Raw genomic sequence first — 21,032 nt, 5'->3', positions numbered from 1 at the left:
GGTGGAGTCAAAGGCACTGAGATCGAATGACGCTTAAGACAGGGTAGTCTGTTTTCCCCGTTGATCTCTACTGTCTCGGTGCGCAATGAAACAAAACCCTACCATGACATTGGTTTCAAGCTCAATCACGATCGGGGTCTCTCGAGGGAGACTCCGTCGCGCCGACGCGTTTCAAGAATAGGGAGACCGCCGTATGACCATTTCTGCGGGCCAAGTCCATGGCGGATTGGTGAGAACGGTCCAGGATGGCGTTCAAGTTCGCCCCCGCCGCAACGAGACGTCGCACGATAGGCAGATTGCCATTTTCCGCAGCGATTATCAGGGCAGTCCTGCCCGCCGCGTCTGACGCGTTGACGTTCGCGCGATACTGCGTCAGGTTTTCTAGTGTATGCAGGTTGCCTTGCCGCGTCGCCTGCATGATGGGCGTGTGTCCGTGATGGTCTGCGATATTGGGATCGACGTGGGCAATCAACAAGAGATAGGCAACCAGATCGTGATCATTGTTGACGGCATGCCGCAATGCGGTAAGCCCGTCGACGTCCTGGACGTCGAGGTCGGCCCGCTCGGCCGCCAGCCAGGAGAGCGCCCGGGCGCAATCGTTTGCGGCCGCGTGCATGGCCGAGGTGCGCCCCTGATGATTGGTCTGATTGATATCGGCACCGAACTGAAGCAGTATGTCCATCATGTCCGGATGGTCGTTGTGCGCGGCGAGATGCATCGCGGTGTCTCCCTCGTGATTGGCGGCGTTTACCGGCATGTCTAGTTCGAGCAGAAAAACGGCGGCTGACATCTGGTTGCGTTCGGCGGCGATCGTCAGCGCGTTATTGCCGGTCGCGGTGGTCGCCTCGACCTCTGGACCATAATCCAACAACGTTTCCATGGCGTCGACTTGGTCGTGCGCGGCCGCGAATAGAAATGCCGACATCCCGTCTTGGCTTTGGGCGTTCACCGATGCGTGGGCTCGGCACAGGATTTCGATGATTTCCACCCGGCCACGTTGCGCGGCGACCATCAATACGGTGATCCCGTCGTCATCGACGGCATTGGCATAAGCGGGAAACGCCTGCAGGAGTGTCCGAAGCGCGTCGACATCGTTGGTGATGACGGCGTCGAGCACGATTGCGCCGACGCCGATGGTGGACGATGGCGCGACGACCGGTGCCGCGGCAACCGCGCTAACGTGCGCACTGTGGGGGAGGATCGCGGCAAAGGGAAAGGGGAGCATGTGAAACGAGCCTTGAAAGAGTGGCGATCATGTTGCTGTCGCCGAGCGATTTTCAGGCTGTCAGGGGATGCTCGACGATTCTGTGGCGTGAGTAACTCACGCCACAGAATCGGTTCCAACTAAATGTTTTATGGGGTCGGCAGGCGAGCGGCTTGTTAGCCGGCAGGCCCCGACACCGGCGCACTCGATGTCGACTATCGACCCGAGTTGTGGGATCGGGCTTCCCAGAACACGACGCGGCGGTGTATTGCCCGCATGATCAGCGAACCCGTGAGACCGATCACGGCCAACAACAACACACCCGAGAACATGGTCGATAGACTCATGCTGACTGACGCCGAGGCGATCAGATATCCCAGGCCTTGTTGCGCGGAGAGGAATTCTCCGACCACTGCGCCGATCAGTGCCAGCGACACACCGATCTGCAAGCCGGAGAAAATTTCTCCGGATGCGGCGGGCAGCTTGACGTGCAGCAACAAGTACAGGCGCGATGCTGAAAAGGCGCGGCAGGCGTCCAGCAACTCGGGATCGGTGCGCTTGATCCCGTTGACCGTGTTGACAAATAACGGGAAGAAGCAGACCAGCGCGACCAATACCACTTTGGAGGCCATGCCGAATCCGAACCACACCAGAATAATTGGACCCAGCGCGACTTTGGGCATGGCTTGCAGGCCGATGAGCAGGGGATACAGAAATCGCTCAAAGGTGCGTGATTCTGCCAGCAGGGCACCCATCAGCACGGCCAGGCCGCAGCCGATGACGTAGCCGCTGAGGGTTTCCCCAAGGGTGGTGGCGATGTGCGGCCAAAGCTCGCCCGACACCAGACCATTGTATAGCGCGGAGAATACGGCCGACGGCGGTGGTAGCAGATAATCCGGAATGACGAAGATCTGTATCGCCAGATGCCACACCAGCACCAAGACAGCCAGACTGATGAGCGGGTACAGGAACGCGGTGAAATCAAGTCGCTTGAGCATGAGTGAAATGGCGTCGCAAGTGATGGCAGGCTGCGGTGAAGTCCGCGTCGTTCAGGGTTTCCAGTGTGCGTGGCCGCGGCAGGTCTGGGCAATAGTCTTCAATAATGCGTCCCGGACGAGGGGACATCACCAGGATGCGATCCGCCAGGAAAACGGCCTCCGGAATGCTGTGCGTAATGAACAGCACGGATTTTTGCTGGGTGCTCCAGATGCGTTGCAGTTCCAGCGTCAGCGCTTCGCGGCTGAGGGCATCCAGGGCCGCAAAAGGCTCGTCCATCAGCAGCAAGTCGGGATCGGATAGCAGCATCCGGGCGATGCCGACGCGCTGCTGCATACCGCCGGATAGCTCGTAGGGGTAGTTTTTGGCAAAGCCCGAGAGGCCCACTAATTCCAGTAGCGCTTGTGCGCGCTGACGCGCCGGGGCCATGGGGAGTCGGAGCGTCGTGGCGGGCAAGAGCACGTTGTCCAGTACGGTTTTCCAGGGCAGCAGATTCGGTTTTTGAAAAACGACGCCCGCGCGGCGACTCGGTCGCAGGATGCGTTCGTCGCCCAGGCGCAGTTCGCCTTCGGTGGCCGGCAGCAAGCCGGCGGCCAGCTTTAAAAGCGTGGATTTGCCGCAGCCGGACGGCCCCAGTACGGCGACGAATTCACCGGCTTCGATCTGCAGGTCGATCCCTTGCAAAGCCTCGATGACGCCGTTGCGCGTGGGATAAGTAAGCCCCACGCCATTGAGGCTCAGATTGGCGCTCATGAGGACACCTGGCCGGGTGTGCCCGTGTCGGCCTGAGTACGTGACTCCGCGTGTGCACGCACGGCGGCGGCCAGGAACGTTTGGACGCGAGACCACGATGTCGTATTGGCGCGCGCATTGGCCTCGGGCGTGCCACCGCCGGTCAATACGACTTGGGCGACCGGATGCGGCTTGGCAATCAGGGTCGTCGGCAAGTTGGGCAGGCCAATCGCGTGGCCCGCGCCTTCGCCACGCACGTGTTCGACCGGCCAGGCGTGTCCGTGTTCGCGCAACATTTTTTCGATCTGTTCGCTGTACCAGGAGGATGGCCAGAAACCATCGTCAGTACCCGATACCAGCATGACCGGCCCTTGAATCTGTTCGATCGGAATACGCGCCGCGGCCACTGCGTCAGGATTGCGCATCGGGGTATGAAATGCGGGCTCCTGCCTGACGGGTTGGTCGTTTACCGGACGCTGGTCAAAGGCTGTCCAGTCGGCTTGAGGGTTGTTCTGCCAGACATTGGCCAGGGGTTTGCCTTGCCATGTCCAGACTGGCGAGTCCGGTGCTTGGCCCGGCTCGCCGGCACGCAAGGTGCCGTGGATCACAAAGCTGGGGACATAGGCGATGGTGGCACTGATCTGATCCGGCAAGCGCGACGCCAGCAACAGTGAGAGTTCGCCGCCGCGCGATTGACCGGTAATGGCGACGAATCCATGTGCAGGTTGCAGGTGCTGATGTACCCAGCTCAGGGCTTGCTGGAAATATTCCAGCGGCATGTTTCCGATGCTATTGGGCAGGCCCGGCGCTTTGAAGTATCCCAATGCGAAGGCGGTGTAACCCCGGGCCGCGTACAGTGCCGCCCGCTGCCGAGGGATGCCGCCGCCCGAGCCATTCATGACAATGATGGCAGGATGGGGGCCGGGTTGGGCAGGTTCGAACACGGTACCGACAAGTCCCGATTCCGAGATTTCGCGACGGGTGACACCCTCGACGATAAAACGCTGTATGAGTTGTGCCTGGGCCTGTTGACCCTGATCGTTCTGGGCGGCCAGATGCACCGTCAGAGTGTCGGTTTCTTCGGAGCGCGCGGGGTTCGAGGGCAGGGTCTGACGTACGAGCGACCAGACGGTCGCCATGGCGTCAGCAACGGCCCAGTCGCCTTGCGTGGGGACTTGCGCATCGAGGTCTACGATACCGTCCGCACCCGCCACAAAGTCGGCCGTGCTGCGCCAGGTACTGCCATCGGGATGCGTCAATGTCGCGGTGACACGCACCGGACCCGGCTCAAAGCCGGTCAGTTGAATTTGCCTGCGGACATCCACCGCCGCGTCGGCGGGGCTGACCACAATGTGGGGATGATTCATTTTGCGCTCCGGGCTTGCTGGCGCACCGCTTCAGCGTCGAAGTCATTGATCTGCGTGATCAGTTCGTTCGAGAAAATATTTTCGATGGGTACGTCAGCGGAGGGATACTCGCCGGCTTTTGCCATGGTCTCAATGCCTTGTTGAATGGCCTTGAGATCGTATTGGCCGGGGACGCGAGGCTGGCCATCGACGTGGTTCAGCACACGATCCAGGCGGCGCGACAGCAGCGTGGTGGCGTCGGCCAGTGCACGGGCCTCGTCAACGTTGCCCGACGGTTTGGCCTGCGGGTTGGCGCGCCAGAAGGCGTGGACGCAGTATTCGGGGTTCGCCTGGCAGGCGATCTGGCCCTTGGTGTAGGCTCGCGCAAAGCGCACCAGCAGGTCGGGGTGATCGCGGAAATTGTCGGTATGCGTGATGAAGCCGTTGCCGGCCGTTTCACCAAAGACCTTGGGGTACGCGACGCGGTGGATCTTGGTGCCCGACATCTCGAGCATATCGTTCCAACTGCTGTTGAAGTTCAGCGCGTCGACACGTTTCGTTTTCAGGGCCTGAAAGCCCGATGCCAGCGCGCCGACCGCGACATACTCGACGTCCTTGCCCGGCGTCAGGCCGGCCGTACGCAGGGCGGCGCGGCCGCCCGGGATCGTGCCCCAGGTCAGTGCGCCCACGCCGATTTGCTTGCCTTTCAGGTCTTCGATCGTCTTGATCGATGAGTCAGCCAGTACGGCAAACTCCATCGTATTGACGGGAACGCCATTATAAAAATAGCGTAGCGGCAGCACGTCTTTTCCGCTGAAATAGCTGGAGATGACGGGCTCTGAGGTCGGATAACCGAACGTGACCCGTTTGGCGGCGACTTGCGGCAGGAGCGCGCCCGCGCCTTGAAATACGATGGTTTTGACGTCGAGATTTTCGTCTTTGAAGAAACCCAGTTCGTCTGCGGCGGCGTAGGTCGCGCCGTCATGGACCGCGAGCGGCACCGCGAGCGCGACGGTGACTTCGTCTAGTGCATGGGCAGGCGCGAGTGGGGCGATCGCGCATACCGCGGTCGTGAGACTGAGCAGCGTAAAGCGCATAGTGAGTCCTTTTGTGTCAATGTGGGGTCGACGTCCCAGTGGGGGCGTGGTGGCGATACAGAGAGAGGTCAGTTTGCGTGTTGGGTGTCTTCGCTCAAGCGTTTGGCGGCTTCGGCCAATAATTGATGGCGATCGATCTTATTGGTGGATGCCAGGGGCAGGGCGTCAACGAACCAGACTTGGCGCGGGTGCTGATAGGCGGGGGCATTTGCCAGCGCATATTGCTTGATCTGCTCGGTGTCCACTTCTTGGCCTTCGCGAAGTATAACGAACGCCACCGGCTTGGTTCCCTTGATGTCATCATCGACAGGTACCACGGCTGCTTGTTGAACAGCGGGATGCTGTTCGAGCATTTTTTCGACCTCGCCGGGATAGATGTTCTCGCCACCGCTGACGAACATGTCGTCGCGCCGGCCGACAAAGAAGTAAAAGCCGTCCGCGTCACGACGAAAAACGTCGCCGGTGATGTAGTGGCCGTCTGCCGTGAAGGGCAACGTCAAATCCGGACGCTGGTGGTATCCCTGCATCAAGCCGGGGCTGCGCAAGGTCAGAATGCCCTGATCCGGGCCGTCGTCCGGTCCCGGCATCAGTTGTATGGATACCAAGGGGTGCGGGTAGCCGACCGACATCGACGGTGTGGGCAGGCCTTGCGGGTGTGGACCAAAGGCGACCGGGCCACCCTCGGTGGTGCCATAGGCATTGATAACGCGCGCGGCGGGGAACATGGCGTGAATCTGCGTCAACAGGCTTGCGCTGACCGGCGCCGATCCCATGCGAATGACCTTGACCGAGGAGAGATCGGTGCGCGCCAGCAGATCGCGCTCGCGCAGCATCATGGCAATCATGGGAGGGACCGCCGTCAACCAGGTGCAGCGGTAGGTGCTGATGGCGTCGATGTAGGCGGTGGCGGTGAACTGCGGCAACAAGACTGTTGTGGCGTGGCTGGCCAATGAGAGCAGTGCCAGGGCCAGGGCATTCATGTGATAAAGCGGTGCAGCGATCAGGGCGCGGTCGGCGGCCAGTGATGTGGCTTTCCGGCGAGTCTGTACCGTCCACCATTGGCCGGCATGAGACAGCAGGACGCCCTTGGGTTTGCCGGTGGAGCCCGACGTATAGAGGATGATGGCGGTATCGTCTTCATCGGGCACGTAAGATGGGGCCTCGCCTGCGCGACGCCAGGCGTCAAAGTCCGGTGTATCCAGCGCGACGCGAGGGATGTCGTCGGGGATCGCCGCGGTGCGCGCTTGATCATGCAGGACGAGCCGTGCGCCGCTATCTTTCAGCACATAGTCGATGAGCACGGGCGGGAACTTGAAGTTGACCGGCACGGCGACCAGACCCGCGCGCATGATGCCCAGCACCGTGGCGATGTAGGGCACTGAATTTGCGGCCAGGATGGCAATGCGGTCACCTGGCTGAAAGCCCTGAGCTCGTAGCGCCTGGGCGACGCCGCGTGCGAGGTCATCGACCTGGGCATAGGTGTATTGCTGCGCAGTCCCGGACGAACCCGCGTCGCTATCCAGTCCAATCAGTGCGATTTGCTGTGGATTGGCGTGCGGATCTATCAAATCGCCCAGGTTCTTCAGAGTAGTCATGATATGGACTGCGTGACAGCAGGAAGAAAGATTGAAATTCAGCGTGATGAGGCGCGCCCGGCCGTTGGGTCGGGCGCGCCGAGTCGTCAAGCCTTGGGCTTGGGCGTCGAATAGGCGCCGCGACCGCTGGCCAGCAGCTTGCCGTCGGCGTCATACACGTAGGCTTCCGCGATCGAGACCTGGGAGCCGAACTTGATGACTTTGCCCTTGGCCCGCAGATCGCCGCGCAGGGCGGCGCGATGGTAGTCGACACGCAGGTCGATGGTCGGTACGCCGCGCCCGGTTTGTGACACCAGGGCCCAGTCGGCCGTCAGGTCGACCAGTGCCGCCAGAATGCCGCCGTGGGTGTAGCCACCCTCGACATTGACCACCCATTCTTCGCGCCATTTGGCCGAGAGTTCGATTTCCCCTTCGGCCACGGACAGGACTTCGATGCCCAGCCATTCATGGTACGGGCCGCGACGCAGGCGGGCCTGGATATCTTCCTTGGTGGGGAGTGTGGTTTCGCTCATGTGTGTTTACTCGAAAAATAGTGGAGAAGGTGTGGGGGCTCAGGGCGTGACGATGACTTTGCCCAGGACTTCGCGGTCGCGGATCAGGGCCAGGCCTTCGGCGGCCTGCTCGAGCGGTACCACGCGGTCGATGACGGGCTTGATGCTGCCGTCGGCGACCATGTCCAGCAGGGCTTTCAGGTTGTCGTCGTAGAAGCTGTTCGAGCCCTTGATGTTCAGCTCGAAGCTCCACACATAACGCAAGTCTTCTTTGGGGTCATGGCCTGCCGTGGCGCCGCATACCAACAGCGTGCCTCCGCGCTTGAGGCACTTCAGCGACGGCACCCAGGTATCGCCACCGGTGAAGTTGATGACGACGTCGACACCGCCTTCGTTGTTGCGGCGTTGAGGTTTGCCGTATTGCGCGATCGCCCACTTCGAGAAGTCGGTCTCGCGGTAGTTGATGACGTGATCGGCGCCGATTTTGCGCAGTTGTTCGCCCTTGGCGTCGCTACCGGCGCAAGCAATGACTTCTGCGCCGAGCAGCTTGGCCAAAATGACGCAAGCCGTGCCCACACCACCACTGGCACCCAGAATGAGGACGCGATCACCGGCCTTGACGGTGTTATGCGTGATCAGCATGCGGTGTGCCGTGCCGTACGCGACGGGCAGGGCGGCCGCATCTTCGTAGCTGACTTTCTCGGGCAGGGCGATCAATTGCGGTTCGGAAACCAGGCAGTATTCGGCCATGCCGCCGTCAAGCATTTCGCCCATCAGGCCTTTGCCGCGATTCAGGGGGTTGACCAACACGCGGTCGCCCACCTTCCAGTCGGACACGCCTTCGCCGACTTCGGTGATTTGACCTGCCATGTCCAGGCCGATCACGACCGGCAGCGGAACCTTGATGCCAGGCATGCCGCGTACCGTGAAGACGTCGTGGTAGTTAAACGAGGAGGCGCCCACGCGAATCACCACGTGACCGGGGGTGGCAGTCGGCGCGGGTTTGTCGGTAACGACCTTCAGTTGGTCCAGGTCGCCGTGCTCGCTCAACAGTAGTGCTTTCATGGTTTTGCTCATCGATATTCCTTTGCTGGGTTACTTGATGGATTTGGATTGTTCGTACGGACCGGTCACGAACAGGTCGTCTTTGAGTTCGCCCTTGATCACGCCGCTGTCGGTAAAGACTTTGTGCTCGCGCTTTAACGTGGCGATGTCCGCGGGCTCGAATGCCACGCGGTTCATGTTGGACCATTGGGCCGCATACACACGCGCGTAGTCTTGCGGCAGGTTCGCGGACTTTTGCAGGATGCTCGCGACTTCTTCAGGGTTTGCTTCGCCCCAGGCCAGGGTATTGCGCAGGCCAGCCAATACGCGGGCAACGACATCGGGGTGTTTTTCAATGAATTCGGTACGGGCGGCACCGATGCCGATATACGGCACGGAATCGCTTTTCGTCAGCTTTTTCCACTCATCGGCAAACGAGCCTAGCGAAGTGACTTTCAGGTCAGACAACTGGGCGATCGTGACGGAGCGCAATGCAGCGCCGTCGACTTGCTTTTGCGCCAAGAATTGCGCCAAACGCGATTCGTTGCCCCCGACCAGCGAGAAATCGGTGGCCTTGATGTCATAGTTCCCAACCAACACCGCGGAGGCGATGGCAGAGACAGAGCTGCCGGCCGGGGACATACCGATTTTTTTGCCTCGTAGCTGTTCGATCGAGGTGATGGGCGAGCCTTCTGGGACGACGAACTGCACATCGGCGGGTTGGGTCGCGGCAAAGACTTTGATGGGCACGCCTTCGACCGCGCTGCTGAATACGCCGGCGGCAGGCGCCCCGAAGGCCAGGTCAATCGAGTTCGATGCCAGCGCGCGCAGTGGCGCATTCACATCGGGAAAGCGAATGAATTCGACGTCGAGATTTTGGTCCTTCAGGAAGTCGGTGCCTTCCAGCACGGAGCCATAGCCCAGGCTGACGCCGCTGCTCCAGTAGCCGATGCGGATTTTGTCGGCGGCCAGCGCGTTGGTTGATGCGAGGGCGGCTGTTGTTACCAGTGCCGCGGAGAATAGTTTTTTCCAGTCCATGCGAAAACTCCTTTGAGTTCTAAATCGGTTTCCAGCGGAACAGGCGACGTTCCATCGGTTTCAAGAGCCCCCCTTCGAGGGCTAGCATTAGCAAGACCAACGTCAGTGTCCAGGCGAACACCTGATCGGTTTGCACCAGATCGGCTGCCTGCCGCAGTCGGTATCCAATGCCGTCCGAAGAGCCCAGCGTCTCGGCGACCAGCGATACTCGCCAGCCAAATCCAAAGGCCAGTCGGGCGCCGGAGAAAAAGTACGGCAAGATGGAGGGCAGATAGATCTTGCGCAGGATCTGCGTGCGAGACATGCGGAAACTGCGGGCGAGATCAATATGCTGTTTATCGACGTTCTTCGAGCCCTGCCATACGTTGGTCAGGATCAGCGGCATCGCGGTCATGAACACGACAAAGATGGTCGTCGCGTTGGAGATGCCAAACCAGATGATGGCGAACACGGCCCAGATCGCCGACGAGACGGTATTGGTCACGGAGAGCAGTGGTTCAAAGAACTGCGCCAGCGTGCGATTGGAGCCCAGTGCGAGACCCAGCGGCGTGCCTACCAGCGTGGCCAGGAGAAAACCCATGACGACGCGATACATCGTCATGCCGACGTCGTGTAAAAAGGTCGCTGTACCGAACAAAGTGAGCATGGCGTCCCCGACCTTCGCGGGGCCAGGCAGCACAAATGCCGGCATACGTGATGCCGCGAGCGCCCATAGAGCGATGAATAGCGCCGCCAGAAAGAGACGTTGTGCCAGCAATGTCCAGACGGAGGGCGTGGTGGCTTGGCTCATGGCGTCACCTTCAAACGGAGTTGGCGAGTGAGTTCGGCGGTATCCGGATCCGTGGGTAGACGCGGACGATCGAGCGGCACCTCCACAATCTGCTTGACGCGGCCAGGGCGAGGCTCCAGCAGTACGATCCGGTCTGCCAGCACCACGGCTTCTTCGACGTCGTGCGTCACAAACAGAATGGTGGCGCCGCTAGCGACCTGGAGTCGCAGCAGCTCCTGATGCATTTGGCTGCGGGTATAGGGGTCGAGCTTGGAGAACGGCTCATCCATGAGCAGAATCGAGGGCTCGACTACCAGGCTGCGTGCCAGCGCGACCCGGCTGCGCATGCCGCCGGAGAGCTGATGCGGCCACGATTGTGCGAAATCGCCCAGTCCGACGGTTTGCAGAACATGCTCGGCGCGTTGATGGCGCGCACGGCGGGAAAGTGCCTGTGTTTCCAGACCGAGTTCGACGTTTTCACGGACGGTGCGCCATGGCAGTAGGCGGTCCTCCTGGAACATATAGGCCAGTTTGTGCCACTGCTTGAATTGCGCAGCGGGCTGGCCCTCGATCTCGAGGCTGCCGCCATCGAATGAATCCAGGCCGGCCGCGATATTGAGCAACGTGCTTTTGCCACAACCCGAAGCGCCAAGCAGGGCGACGACTTCGCCGCGGCGTACGTCGAACGAGACATCACGCAGGGCCTGAAGTTTGCCGTAGAACTTGACCATGTCGGTCACTTGCAGCACGGTGGGAGCCGCACTGAGGGGGGCGTCGTTTGTCATCAGGATCTCGGGCCGTGCATTCATCGCCAGCTCCCTGGTCCACTAATAGGAATCGCTGCACCGGTTTCGGCCAGGCTGGCGTAGAGTTTCTCCATGGTCATCGCCTGAAAGGTTTCGATATGCCGGCGCGCGATGAGCTCGGCACGCTTGGCGTCTTTCTCTTCGAAGGCGGCGATCATGGCGTTGTGGTCGTGCTTGATTTCAGGTTTGGTTTTCTGAACGCCAAATCCCAATGCCACGAGGCGCGACATTTCGTCCAGCAGGGACGCCAGCGTGCGATGCAGGCGCTCGTTGCCGCAGGCTGCCGAGATGGCCAGGTGAAAGGCTTTGTTTGCGTCCATGAATGCGTCGATTTGATCGTTCAATTGCATGACGGGATGCTGTACACGACAGGCCGCTTCGAGTTCGCGCAATTGCGCGATATCAATGCGATCCACTGCCAGGCGCGCGGCCAGGGGCTCGAGCTGTATCCGTAACGTGAACACTTCTTCGACGTCACGCAGCGTGATCGGGGCGATTTGATAGCCCTTGCGAGGCCGTGATCTGACAAATCCCTCTTGGGCCAATCGAACCAATGCAATACGTATGCTGTTTTTACGTATGGCGTACCTGTCCATGAGTTCAGGCTCTGTGACGAACGCGCCAGGCGGCAAACGGCACGAGAGGATGTCGCGCCGCAGGCGTACATAGGCGTCCTCACCACAGTTCAAGGTGGCGTTCGCTTCATGTGCAGGTGCGGAAAAAACAGGGAAAAACGTCATGGCCGCCACGTAGAAAAGAGGCTGTGAGCAGCTCACAGAGATCTATAAGTCAGCTTACAGAACCCATTCTAGGCACTCACTAACGTGGCGTGAAACACCAATATGCGCTTTGTATATAACGAAAAGATATATAGACCGTGGGGAAAGAGTGGCCACGAATCGTTACGGACTGGTGCACCTGGTGTGTCCCGGTGGGATTACAACGTTAGAAAGTGCATCTCATCGCGACAGGAGCCGCCTATGGCAAAGGACAAGAGCAAGGTGCCCACCTCTACGCGGACCTTGTGGAAAGGGGCGATCAGTTTTGGCCTGGTCCACATTCCTGTGGGCCTGTACTCCGCGACCGTGAGCTCTGGCATTGACTTCGATTGGCTCGACAAGCGCTCGATGGAGCCCGTCGGCTATAAGCGCATCAACAAGGTCACGGGCAAGGAAATCGCTGCCTCGGACATCGTGAAGGGCGTGGAGGTCGAGGATGGCCGCTACGTCGTTCTTTCGCCAGAAGAGATCGCCGTCGCCTACCCGAAGATCACCCAGACTATCGAGATCGAAGCTTTTCTCGATGCCGATGAGATTCCTTTCGTCTACCTGGAGCGTCCCTACTATACGGCGCCGCTGAACAGGGGAGAGAAAGTCTACGCGCTATTGCGCGAGGCGCTGCGCAAGAGCAACAAGGTGGGTGTGGCCAAAGTCGTGATTCAGACCAAACAGCATCTGGCCGTCCTGATTCCGTGTGGCCGCGCGTTGATTCTGAACCTGTTGCGCTGGGGGGGCGAGATCCGCTCCTTTGAGCAACTCAACCTCCCACCGCTGGATGGCAAGGCCGCCGGCATCAAGGAATCGGAGATGAAAATGGCGATGGCGCTCATTGAGGACATGACGTCCAAATGGGATGCGGACGCTTTTCGCAACTCCTTTGCCGACGAGATCCACAGGTTAATCGAAACCAAGACCGGGGCGGGTGAGGTCGCCGACGTCGTCAAAGTTGAACGAGAGACTGATTCGCCGAAGGGAGCTGACGTGTTGGATCTCACCGCGCTGCTTAAACGCAGCCTGGACGGTGGCAAAAAGTCCGGTTCGTCAGCGTCAACCCAAAGATCTCCTGCCTCTGTGACGGCTTTACGTTCGGCCAAGCGCGCGTCAAAGAAGAGCGCGCCGGCTAGAAAAGCACCCGCCAAGAAAGCATCCACTGGCAAGACGTCGAAGACCACCCCCGCGAAAAAGGCCGGACGTCGCTCGGCCTGAATGTCTATGGAGGTTCGAGCATGGCTGACTCTCTGGCGCTCTACAAGAAAAAGCGCAATTTTGCCCTGACCAACGAGCCCGCCGGTGGCGGCACGCCCAATGCGCCCGCTCCCGCATTTGTTATTCAGAAGCATTGGGCGAGCCGCCTGCACTACGATCTGCGGCTTGAGCTCGACGGTGTCATGAAAAGCTGGGCCGTGCCCAAGGGGCCCAGTTACGACCCCAAGGACAAGCGCATGGCGGTGCCGGTCGAAGACCATCCCATTGCTTACAACGAATTCGAGGGCGAGATTCCCGCCGGGCACTACGGCGCGGGCAAAGTCATTATCTGGGACGAAGGTTACTGGGCGCCGACCCAGAGTGCGCGCAAGGGCTATCGCGACGGTGTGCTCAAGTTTGAGCTCAATGGCGTCAAGCTTAAAGGACGGTGGGCGCTGATCCGGATGAGAGGGCGGGGCGAGAAGCAGCCTCCGTGGCTGCTCGTCAAGGAGAAGGACGAGTTCGCGCGATCGGCCGCAGAGTTCAACGTGGTTGATGAGGCACCGGATAGTGTTGTGCCGCTGCGCAACGCCGTCAACGGAGTCAGCAAGGCAACGAAAGCAACGAAGGAAACGAAAGCAACGAAGGCGACCAAGGCGACCAAGGCGACCAAGGCAACTAAGACAACCAAGGCGACCAGCGCAGGACCGGTCGACGCGAGCTTGCCGGGAAAGAATGCGGAGCTGCCCGCAACGCTTGCACCACAGTTGGCGACGTTGGTTGATGGCGTTCCCTCCGATCCCGCGGACTGGCTATTCGAGATCAAATTCGATGGTTACCGCGTGCTGGCTCGCGTAGAAGCTGACTCAGTACGGTTATTCACACGTAATGGGCACGATTGGACGCATAAGTTGGAGAAGCTGGCGACGGCGATTCGTAAACTGAAGCTTTCTTCGGGTTGGCTGGACGGCGAGATTGTCGTATTGAGCGACGCTGGCGTGCCGAGTTTTCAGGCGTTGCAGAACGCCTTTGATGCCAGCCGCACGGCCGATATCGTTTACTACTTGTTCGACGCGCCGTATCTGGGCGGGCGTGACTTGCGGCGTGAGCCGCTGGAAGTTCGGCGCGAATGCCTGCGTCAGTTACTTGGCGATCACCCACCGTCGGGTCTGCGCTTTAGCGAGGTTTTTGACGCTGCCCCCCGAAATCTGATCGCCTCTGCCTGCCAGATGGGGCTGGAAGGGGTGATTGGCAAACGTCGCGGCTCGCCCTATGTGACGCGCCGCACAGGCACGTGGATCAAACTGAAGTGCGCCAAGCGACAAGAGTTCATCATCGCCGGGTACACCGACCCAAAAGGCTCGCGACACGGTTTTGGTTCGCTGCTATTAGCGGTGAACGACGAACAGGGCAGGCTGCGTTATGCGGGTAACGTAGGCACCGGCTTTGACAACAAAACGCTGGTAGATTTGAAAGACAAGCTCGACGCGCACGCCACATCGAAGCGGCCTTTCGCGACGTCGACCGGCATGGATCGCGTGGCGCATTGGGTGCAATCGCGTCTCGTCGCCGAGGTCTCGTTTGCCGAATGGACAAGCACGGGGCGTGTTCGCAACGCCGTCTTCCGGGGGTTGCGCCGCGACAAGGCGCCCAAGGCGATTACGCGGGAGAAGCCAACACCTGCCAAAGCGGTCGTGTCGGACGCGCCTGCTCGGATTAGCGCCAATCCGTCTACCCGATCGAAAGTCAAGCAGTCGCTTCGCGTTACGCATCCAGAGCGGATCATCGACCCATCGACTGGCCTGACCAAGCTGGATATGGTGCGTTATTACGACCTGGTTTCCCCATTGCTGGTCGAACACTTGAAGGCGCGCCCAGTATCGCTGGTGCGCGCGCCCGCGGGCATTGACGGCGAACTTTTCTTCCAAAAGCACCTGGAGGGCAAGATCCCGGGCGTAAATACTCTGGATCGAAAGCTCGACCCGGATCACCCGCCATTGATTGAGGTTCCGACACGGGATGCGGTGATTTCTGCCGCACAGATGAACGTGATCGAGTTTCACACTTGGAACGCGGTAAAAACGGCGATTGATAAACCGGATCGCATGACGTTCGATCTGGATCCCGGCGAGGGGACGCCGTGGAAGAGCATGCAAAAAGCGGCGGAGCTGGTACGCGTTTTCCTGTCAGAGCTGGGCCTGGCATCGTTTGCCAAGACCAGCGGCGGCAAGGGGTTGCATATCGTTGTCCCTTTGAGAAAACACTATGGATGGGAAGCCATCAGGCGCTTCTCACAGGCGATTGTGCAGCACCTGGCTCGGACGTTGCCACAACTATTCGTCTCCAAGAGCGGGCCACGCAATCGTGTGGGAAAAATTTTCGTCGATTATTTGCGCAATGGCTTTGGGGCGACGACGGTGTCCGCCTGGTCCGCCCGCGCCCGACCCGGCTTGGGCGTTTCGGTGCCGCTGCACTGGGATGAGATAAATTCGATCAAGAGCGGCGCCCACTGGCAAGTCACCAATATCCACACGCGTCTCGATCAGGGCAACAAACCCTGGGACGCCTATGCGCCGCAGGCGGTGGGCAAGGCAATGAAGCAGCTTGGTTTTGATCCTCAGGGTGATTAATGGACCCTTTTCACGCGCGCGACATCGTCAATGCGCCGTGGCAGAGCGATCGTTTCCGGTGACATTGCGCGATGCGCGCCAGTTCTGAACTGTCATGTGGCTGAATGCCATCGAAAATAGAGGCATGGCGTTCCGCCGGAAAGTTGTCTAGTATCAAAGTCTGCTGAGCCGACTATCAATAAACAGGCAATGGCCGATACGCATGGCGTGTCGAGCCGAAAGGAGACATCTTATGCTGGGCTTCAAACGGGTTTTGGCTTCATTAGTGGTTGTCGCGTTGCCGTGGGCGGTGAGCGCCGAGCCGGCGAAGGTGATGGCGCCGGGTGGCCCAGGCGGCGGGTATGATGCCGCGGCGCGCGTGCCGCTGCGGGTCATGCAGGAGGCCGGCATTTTCACTGACGGTGCACAGGTCACCAACAAGGGTGGGGCGGGCGGCACGATCGGTCTGGCCGAGTTCATCAATACAAGCAAGAACGATGACAACGCCATCATGTCGATGGGGGCGATTCTGGTGGGCGGCATTATCCTGAACAAGTCGCCGGTTTCGCTCGACCAGGTCACCCCCTTGGTGCGTCTGACCGATGATGCTGATGTGCTTGCGGTGCCGATGGATTCTCCCATCAAGACGGTGGCCGATGTGATCAAGGCCATGAAAACCAATCCCGGCGCATTGGCGATAGGCGGCGGCTCGGTCGGCGGCGTCGATCAAGTGGCGGCCGGGCTGATCGCCAAGTCCGCCGGGGTGGATCCGCGCAAGCTGAATTACATCCCCTATCCAAGCGGCGCCGAATTGGTGCCGCTGCTGGTGAGCGGACAATTGAAGCTGGCCTTGTCGGGACTGTCGGAGTTCAAACCCTATGCCGATCAAAAGCGATTGCGCATTATTGCGGTGACGTCCGAAAAGCGTCTGCCGGGGGTGGATGCGCCGACGTTGAAAGAATCCGGTGTGGACGTGGTAATTGGCAACTGGCGCGGTATTGTGGGGGCGCCGGGCATGAGTCAACAGGGCCGTCAGATGTGGCTGGACCGGTTCCAGAAAATGCATGCTTCGCCCCAATGGGAGGAAACCCTGAAGAAGCAGGGGTGGGACGACGCCTATTTGGCGGGTGACGATTTCGCCAAGTTTCTGGAGCAAGAAAAAGTCCGTCAGGCGCAGGTGCTGAAGGATCTCGGTCTGACCAAGTAATCCCTCCCTCCGACACGAGAGACATCTATGTCCGCAACGCTGCAACGCCGCCCATGGTGGCTGGGTCTGGCCGTGATCGTCATTGGGGCGATCTGGCTGCAACAGGGATACGCGCTACCGGATGCGTCGGGTTATGGCGGTGTGGGTCCTGGGGCATTTGTCATGCTGGTCGGCTTGGTGTTGATCCTGCTCGGCTTGGCGTTGATGGCACAGATCGCGCGCGGTGATTCGTTCGAACCTCAAGAGGCAGAGAGCGCCGAGGCGGGGGCCAAGCCCTCTCGCCAGGCATTGGCCTTTGCGGCGGCGGGCGCAGGGGTTCCCCTATTGACGATGCAATCCCTGGGTTTCCCTCTGACCGCCATGCTGGCATTTACCTTGGTGACTCACGCCTTTGGGTCGCGTCGCCTGGTGCTGGACGCTGTCATCGGCCTGGTGCTGGGGGTGATCTGCTGGATGGGGTTTTCGTGGCTGGGCGTGACGTTGGGCGGTGCACTGCCGCTGGCGGGGTGGTGAGATGGATGCCTTTGATTCGTTGATGGTCGGCTTTGGGGTCGCTTTGCAACCGACCCACTTGATGTGGGCCTTCGTGGGATCGTTGCTGGGAACGGCTATCGGCGTGTTACCCGGTATCGGGCCGGCCCTGACGATTGCGCTGTTGCTGCCGGTCACGGTCAAGCTGGCGCCGACCGCCGCGTTCATCATGTTTGCCGGTGTGCTGTACGGCGCAATGTATGGCGGCTCGACGACGTCGATCTTGTTGAACACGCCTGGCGAAAGCGGATCGATGATGACCGCGCTGGAGGGCAACAAGATGGCCCGGGCCGGGCGCGGCGCGGCTGCCTTGGCAACGGCGGCGATCGGGTCGTTTGTGGCCGGCACGATCGCGACATTGGCGTTGACGTTTTTAGCGCCGGCGATTGCGGAACTGGCATTCGTGTTTGGACCGGCGGATTATTTTGCCTTGATGTTGTTGGCGTTTACGTCGGTCTCGGTGGTAATGGGGACATCGCGGGTGCGCGGCTTTATCGCGCTGTTCCTGGGGTTGGCCATGGGTGTGGTGGGAATCGATGGTCCCACGGGACAGGCGCGTCTGGCATTTGGCTCGCCGGCCTTATTGGATGGCATCGACATTACGGTTGTACTGGTGTCGCTGTTTGCCATCGGAGAAATCCTTTACGTGGCGAGTCGCTATCGTCACGCTCCGCCAGCCGTCAACCCCCTGGCGGGCGGGCGCTGGATGACACGGCAAGATTGGCGTCGATCCTGGAAGCCTTGGCTGCGAGGTACGTGCCTGGGTTTCCCGATCGGTGCGTTGCCGGCAGGCGGCTCCGAGATTCCGACATTTCTTTCGTACACCATAGAGCGCCGGCTGAGCCGCCACAAAGAGGAGTTCGGCAAAGGCGCCATCGAGGGTGTAGCAGGTCCCGAAGCGGCGAACAATGCGGCGGCTGCGGGCATCCTGGTGCCCTTGTTGACGCTGGGACTCCCGACATCGGCCACGGCCGCCGTGTTGCTGGCGGCGTTTCAGAGCTATGGCTTACAGCCCGGGCCATTCTTATTCGTGAACAGTGCCGATCTGGTGTGGGGCTTGATTGCCTCGTTGTATATCGGCAATCTGATGTTGCTGGTGTTGAATCTACCCTTGGTGGGATTGTGGGTCCGGTTGCTGCTGATCCCTCGCCCTTATTTATATGCCGGCATATTGGTGTTCGCGTTGGTGGGGATCTGGGGCGTGGGCACATCCTGGATGGACCTACTGCTGATGTTCGTGATCGGTCTGGTGGGCTATGTGATGCGCGTCTATGACTTCCCCATCGCGCCGGTATTGATTGGCCTGATCCTGGGGCCACTGGCCGAGACGCAACTGCGCCGGGCGCTGTCCATAGGCGAAGGCAATCCGCTCGTCCTGGTGTCATCTCCGTTGTCGGCCACGCTGATCGTGTTGGCGTTTGCCGTACTGTTTTTGCCCGGCCTATTGCGCAGACTACGAGCGAATGCGTGAAGGTGTCTCGTCGGAGGCGTTTCTGCCGTGGGCTCAGTGGCTGCACTGGCCTAATCGAAACGGCTCGGCCCAACCAGGGGCCTCGGCCCCGCTGCGCGGGGCTGCCCGTCTCTCAAAAGGCCAGTGCAGCCACTGAGCCCACGACGGAAACGCACAGCCGCGGCATGCATACAGCGCTGAACACTCTAGGCCTCCCGGATTCAACGCTAGGCTACCCCCTCCGCATAGCCATCACGCTGTGGGTCGGCGCCGCCTTCCAGTTTGCCGTCAAAACGGGTGATGCCATGTACGCCCGCAAAGGCGTAGCTTAGATAGCTGCGGCGGACTTCGTAGCCGAGTTGTTCCACGGCCTGTTGGACGGGCTGTGGAATGCGGTTGGAAATATCGATGGCGTTGCTGGTGGCCACCACGCGCGGCGCGATGATGGCCTCCTGGATGCCCATGCCCCATTCCAGCACGTTGAGAATGACCTGCGCGACGGCGGGCCCGATCCAGGAGGCCCCGGGGGCGCCCAGCGTGAATACGGGTTGCTCGCCGTCGTAGATGATGCTGGGGGCCATGGAAGAATAGCGGCGTTTGCCGGGCTCGATAGAGTTCGGTGTGCCCGGCGTGGGGTCGAACGTGCTCATGGCGCCGTTCATCATAAAACCCGCATCTTTTACGATGAAGCCTGATGGGTTGCCCAGGGTATGCGTCAACGACACGATCATGCCGTTGGCATCGATCGCACTGACGTGCGTGGTGTGCTTGGACTCTCCCGGACTGCGGCGTTCGACATTGGCCTTTTCACCGGCCCGGATGCGCGCGGCTTGTTCCTGGCAATAGGCATCGGACAGTAGGCGTTCGACCGGATTGTCCGCGTAGTCGGGATCACCGATGAACTGCTCTTTATCACGCAGGGCGATTTTCATGATCTCGGCGAGTACACGGATGTAATCGGGCGAGTTGTGGCCCAGTGCGGGTAAATCAAACTGTTCGGCAATCCTCAGGATTTGTCCGACCAGCACGCCGCCTCCCGGCGGCGCCGGCATATCGACGCGCCAGCCACGATAGTTGACGGACAACGGGTCGGCCGTGCGTAGACGGAATTGCGCGAGATCAGCGCTCGAGAGCAGGCCGCCTTGACCGCGTACGTCGTCGATGATGTGGGCGGCAAGCGAGCCCGTGTAGAAACTGTTCGCGCCTTCTTGGGCCAGCGTCTGCAGCGTCGTCGCCAGATCTGGATTGAAAATAGTGGATCCGAGCTTCTTGTATGAACCGTCGGGCTCTAGATAGATGCGGCGACCGTCCGGAGTGAGAGCCAGTTTCTCTCCGTAGTTCATGCGTCCGTACTTCTGCTCGTTTTGCGTGAAGACGGTATAGACGTGCGGGCGCACAATCCAGCCATCGCGGGCGACGCGAATCGCCGAGTTGAACAGATCCCCCCAGGACATGCTGCCAAATTGCGCGTGAGCTGCCGAGAGCGCCTTGAGGATGCCCGGCGCGGTGACCGACTGTGCGCCCGCTTCATTCAAAAAATCTTTGACGATGAATCCAAACCCGTCGGTGGTCTCGCCCAAGACAATGTCTTGCCACATATCCGCACGGCTCTCAACCGGGCAGCCGCCAAAGCCCTCGTAGACTTTGCGAGTCCCTGTCGCGGGATCATAGATGTGCAGCATACCGAACCCACCAATGCCACACATCAACGGGTCGACCACCCCCTGTACCATGGCGCACGCAATGACAGCATCCAGCGCCGATCCGCCGGCCCGAAGAATCTCGGCCCCCGCGGAGACTGCCTCCGGTTGAGGCGCAACAATCATGGCCTTGGCTGCGGGTATTTTGCGTTCAGGAGCTTGTCCCATTATGACTTCCTTGGATGATATCGACAGGGCGGTTTAACAAGTGCGCGATCCAGGTTGCACTACACACCAAAAATGAGGTACCTATTTCAATGTTCTCGGTGCAGAGTGACGTGGTTCCAAAAAGGACCATTCAAAACTCGACTCTGACTGCCACTTTGGATTGTTCTGGCCATTTCAAGACGAACTCGCACAGGGTCAGTTCAGGTTCACATCGGAGGCGTTTGTGCCGTGGGCTCAGTGGCTACGCTGGCCTTTTGAGANACGGGCAGCCCCGCGCAGCGGGGC

At 60.2% G+C, this 21,032-nt stretch carries 18 protein-coding genes; 5 read left to right on the top strand and 13 right to left on the bottom strand.

The genetic code is table 11. From position 1 onward, the window contains the following. Positions 1–121: 121 nt before the first annotated feature. The 12 genes from ACNAZS_RS17295 to ACNAZS_RS17240 form a co-directional block, all read right to left on the bottom strand. Positions 122–1,225: an ankyrin repeat domain-containing protein gene (locus ACNAZS_RS17295; protein WP_415791535.1), complete on the bottom strand. Its 1,104-nt coding sequence runs from the start codon at positions 1,223–1,225 to the stop codon at positions 122–124. A gap of 194 nt (positions 1,226–1,419) precedes the next feature. Next, a complete protein-coding gene (locus ACNAZS_RS17290; protein WP_415791533.1) occupies positions 1,420–2,202 on the bottom strand; it encodes an ABC transporter permease in 783 nt (260 codons plus the stop codon). Continuing rightward, the gene (locus tag ACNAZS_RS17285) at positions 2,186–2,953 is read right to left on the bottom strand and encodes an ABC transporter ATP-binding protein (RefSeq protein ID WP_415791531.1); all 768 of its coding nucleotides are present in this window, start codon (positions 2,951–2,953) and stop codon (positions 2,186–2,188) included. The genes ACNAZS_RS17290 and ACNAZS_RS17285 overlap by 17 nt, the downstream gene beginning before the upstream one ends. Continuing rightward, a complete protein-coding gene (locus ACNAZS_RS17280; protein WP_415791529.1) occupies positions 2,950–4,299 on the bottom strand; it encodes an acyl-CoA thioesterase/bile acid-CoA:amino acid N-acyltransferase family protein in 1,350 nt (449 codons plus the stop codon). The genes ACNAZS_RS17285 and ACNAZS_RS17280 overlap by 4 nt, the downstream gene beginning before the upstream one ends. Then, positions 4,296–5,375 (bottom strand): ABC transporter substrate-binding protein, encoded by a 1,080-nt coding sequence (locus ACNAZS_RS17275; RefSeq protein WP_415791527.1) that lies wholly within the window; start codon positions 5,373–5,375, stop codon positions 4,296–4,298. The genes ACNAZS_RS17280 and ACNAZS_RS17275 overlap by 4 nt, the downstream gene beginning before the upstream one ends. Before the next feature lie 68 nt (positions 5,376–5,443). Beyond that, complete coding sequence (locus ACNAZS_RS17270) at positions 5,444–6,970, bottom strand: class I adenylate-forming enzyme family protein (RefSeq protein WP_415791525.1); 1,527 nt, start codon at positions 6,968–6,970, stop codon at positions 5,444–5,446. An 86-nt stretch (positions 6,971–7,056) separates the two neighbouring features. Beyond that, positions 7,057–7,482, bottom strand: coding sequence for a PaaI family thioesterase (locus tag ACNAZS_RS17265; RefSeq protein WP_415791523.1), 426 nt, complete (start codon positions 7,480–7,482; stop codon positions 7,057–7,059). A gap of 39 nt (positions 7,483–7,521) precedes the next feature. After that, positions 7,522–8,526 (bottom strand): zinc-binding dehydrogenase, encoded by a 1,005-nt coding sequence (locus ACNAZS_RS17260; protein ID WP_415791939.1) that lies wholly within the window; start codon positions 8,524–8,526, stop codon positions 7,522–7,524. Positions 8,527–8,556: 30 nt separating this feature from the next. Then, positions 8,557–9,543 (bottom strand): ABC transporter substrate-binding protein, encoded by a 987-nt coding sequence (locus tag ACNAZS_RS17255; RefSeq protein ID WP_415791521.1) that lies wholly within the window; start codon positions 9,541–9,543, stop codon positions 8,557–8,559. A 19-nt stretch (positions 9,544–9,562) separates the two neighbouring features. Next, positions 9,563–10,333 (bottom strand): ABC transporter permease, encoded by a 771-nt coding sequence (locus ACNAZS_RS17250; RefSeq protein ID WP_415791519.1) that lies wholly within the window; start codon positions 10,331–10,333, stop codon positions 9,563–9,565. Beyond that, positions 10,330–11,097: an ABC transporter ATP-binding protein gene (locus ACNAZS_RS17245; protein ID WP_415791518.1), complete on the bottom strand. Its 768-nt coding sequence runs from the start codon at positions 11,095–11,097 to the stop codon at positions 10,330–10,332. The genes ACNAZS_RS17250 and ACNAZS_RS17245 overlap by 4 nt, the downstream gene beginning before the upstream one ends. 20 nt (positions 11,098–11,117) lie before the next feature. Further along, a complete protein-coding gene (locus ACNAZS_RS17240; protein ID WP_415791516.1) occupies positions 11,118–11,858 on the bottom strand; it encodes a GntR family transcriptional regulator in 741 nt (246 codons plus the stop codon). 240 nt (positions 11,859–12,098) lie between these two features. Here ACNAZS_RS17240 and ku point away from each other — a divergent pair, with 240 nt between their 5' ends. The 5 genes from ku (at position 12,099) to ACNAZS_RS17215 (ending at position 18,900) form a co-directional block, all read left to right on the top strand. Further along, positions 12,099–13,103 carry a non-homologous end joining protein Ku gene (gene ku, locus ACNAZS_RS17235; RefSeq protein WP_415791514.1) on the top strand — a complete coding sequence of 335 codons (1,005 nt, stop codon included), beginning with the start codon at positions 12,099–12,101 and terminating at the stop codon, positions 13,101–13,103. Between the two features lie 20 nt (positions 13,104–13,123). Continuing rightward, on the top strand, positions 13,124–15,712 hold the full coding sequence (gene ligD, locus ACNAZS_RS17230) for a DNA ligase D (protein ID WP_415791512.1): 2,589 nt from the start codon (positions 13,124–13,126) through the stop codon (positions 15,710–15,712). A gap of 232 nt (positions 15,713–15,944) precedes the next feature. After that, the gene (locus tag ACNAZS_RS17225; RefSeq protein WP_415791510.1) at positions 15,945–16,898 is read left to right on the top strand and encodes a Bug family tripartite tricarboxylate transporter substrate binding protein; all 954 of its coding nucleotides are present in this window, start codon (positions 15,945–15,947) and stop codon (positions 16,896–16,898) included. 27 nt (positions 16,899–16,925) lie between these two features. Next, a complete protein-coding gene (locus tag ACNAZS_RS17220; protein ID WP_415791508.1) occupies positions 16,926–17,411 on the top strand; it encodes a tripartite tricarboxylate transporter TctB family protein in 486 nt (161 codons plus the stop codon). Position 17,412: 1 nt separating this feature from the next. Continuing rightward, positions 17,413–18,900: a tripartite tricarboxylate transporter permease gene (locus tag ACNAZS_RS17215; RefSeq protein ID WP_415791506.1), complete on the top strand. Its 1,488-nt coding sequence runs from the start codon at positions 17,413–17,415 to the stop codon at positions 18,898–18,900. 206 nt (positions 18,901–19,106) lie between these two features. On the opposite strand, the gene ACNAZS_RS17210 is transcribed toward ACNAZS_RS17215, so the two are convergent. Next, entirely contained in the window at positions 19,107–20,747 is a 1,641-nt protein-coding gene (locus tag ACNAZS_RS17210; protein ID WP_415791504.1) for a gamma-glutamyltransferase family protein, read from the bottom strand. Positions 20,748–21,032 lie beyond the last annotated feature (285 nt).

The organism is Bordetella tumulicola (assembly GCF_965138755.1).
Classification (GTDB): Bacteria; Pseudomonadota; Gammaproteobacteria; order Burkholderiales; family Burkholderiaceae_B; genus Bordetella_A; species Bordetella_A tumulicola.
This window is presented reverse-complemented; position numbering and strand designations above follow the sequence as displayed.

Excerpts from the sequence above, each read along its gene's own strand:
- ACNAZS_RS17260 (WP_415791939.1), bottom strand. The coding sequence starts at position 8,526 with ATGAAAGCACTACTGTTGAGCGAGCACGGCGACCTGGACCAACTGAAG.
- ACNAZS_RS17240 (WP_415791516.1), bottom strand. The coding sequence starts at position 11,858 with ATGACGTTTTTCCCTGTTTTTTCCGCACCTGCACATGAAGCGAACGCC.
- ACNAZS_RS17270 (WP_415791525.1), bottom strand. The coding sequence starts at position 6,970 with ATGACTACTCTGAAGAACCTGGGCGATTTGATAGATCCGCACGCCAAT.
- ku (WP_415791514.1), top strand. The coding sequence starts at position 12,099 with ATGGCAAAGGACAAGAGCAAGGTGCCCACCTCTACGCGGACCTTGTGG.
- ACNAZS_RS17285 (WP_415791531.1), bottom strand. The coding sequence starts at position 2,953 with ATGAGCGCCAATCTGAGCCTCAATGGCGTGGGGCTTACTTATCCCACG.
- ACNAZS_RS17275 (WP_415791527.1), bottom strand. The coding sequence starts at position 5,375 with ATGCGCTTTACGCTGCTCAGTCTCACGACCGCGGTATGCGCGATCGCC.
- ACNAZS_RS17290 (WP_415791533.1), bottom strand. The coding sequence starts at position 2,202 with ATGCTCAAGCGACTTGATTTCACCGCGTTCCTGTACCCGCTCATCAGT.
- ACNAZS_RS17210 (WP_415791504.1), bottom strand. The coding sequence starts at position 20,747 with ATGGGACAAGCTCCTGAACGCAAAATACCCGCAGCCAAGGCCATGATT.
- ACNAZS_RS17225 (WP_415791510.1), top strand. The coding sequence starts at position 15,945 with ATGCTGGGCTTCAAACGGGTTTTGGCTTCATTAGTGGTTGTCGCGTTG.
- ACNAZS_RS17280 (WP_415791529.1), bottom strand. The coding sequence starts at position 4,299 with ATGAATCATCCCCACATTGTGGTCAGCCCCGCCGACGCGGCGGTGGAT.
- ACNAZS_RS17255 (WP_415791521.1), bottom strand. The coding sequence starts at position 9,543 with ATGGACTGGAAAAAACTATTCTCCGCGGCACTGGTAACAACAGCCGCC.
- ACNAZS_RS17245 (WP_415791518.1), bottom strand. The coding sequence starts at position 11,097 with ATGACAAACGACGCCCCCCTCAGTGCGGCTCCCACCGTGCTGCAAGTG.
- ligD (WP_415791512.1), top strand. The coding sequence starts at position 13,124 with ATGGCTGACTCTCTGGCGCTCTACAAGAAAAAGCGCAATTTTGCCCTG.
- ACNAZS_RS17250 (WP_415791519.1), bottom strand. The coding sequence starts at position 10,333 with ATGAGCCAAGCCACCACGCCCTCCGTCTGGACATTGCTGGCACAACGT.
- ACNAZS_RS17295 (WP_415791535.1), bottom strand. The coding sequence starts at position 1,225 with ATGCTCCCCTTTCCCTTTGCCGCGATCCTCCCCCACAGTGCGCACGTT.
- ACNAZS_RS17265 (WP_415791523.1), bottom strand. The coding sequence starts at position 7,482 with ATGAGCGAAACCACACTCCCCACCAAGGAAGATATCCAGGCCCGCCTG.
- ACNAZS_RS17220 (WP_415791508.1), top strand. The coding sequence starts at position 16,926 with ATGTCCGCAACGCTGCAACGCCGCCCATGGTGGCTGGGTCTGGCCGTG.
- ACNAZS_RS17215 (WP_415791506.1), top strand. The coding sequence starts at position 17,413 with ATGGATGCCTTTGATTCGTTGATGGTCGGCTTTGGGGTCGCTTTGCAA.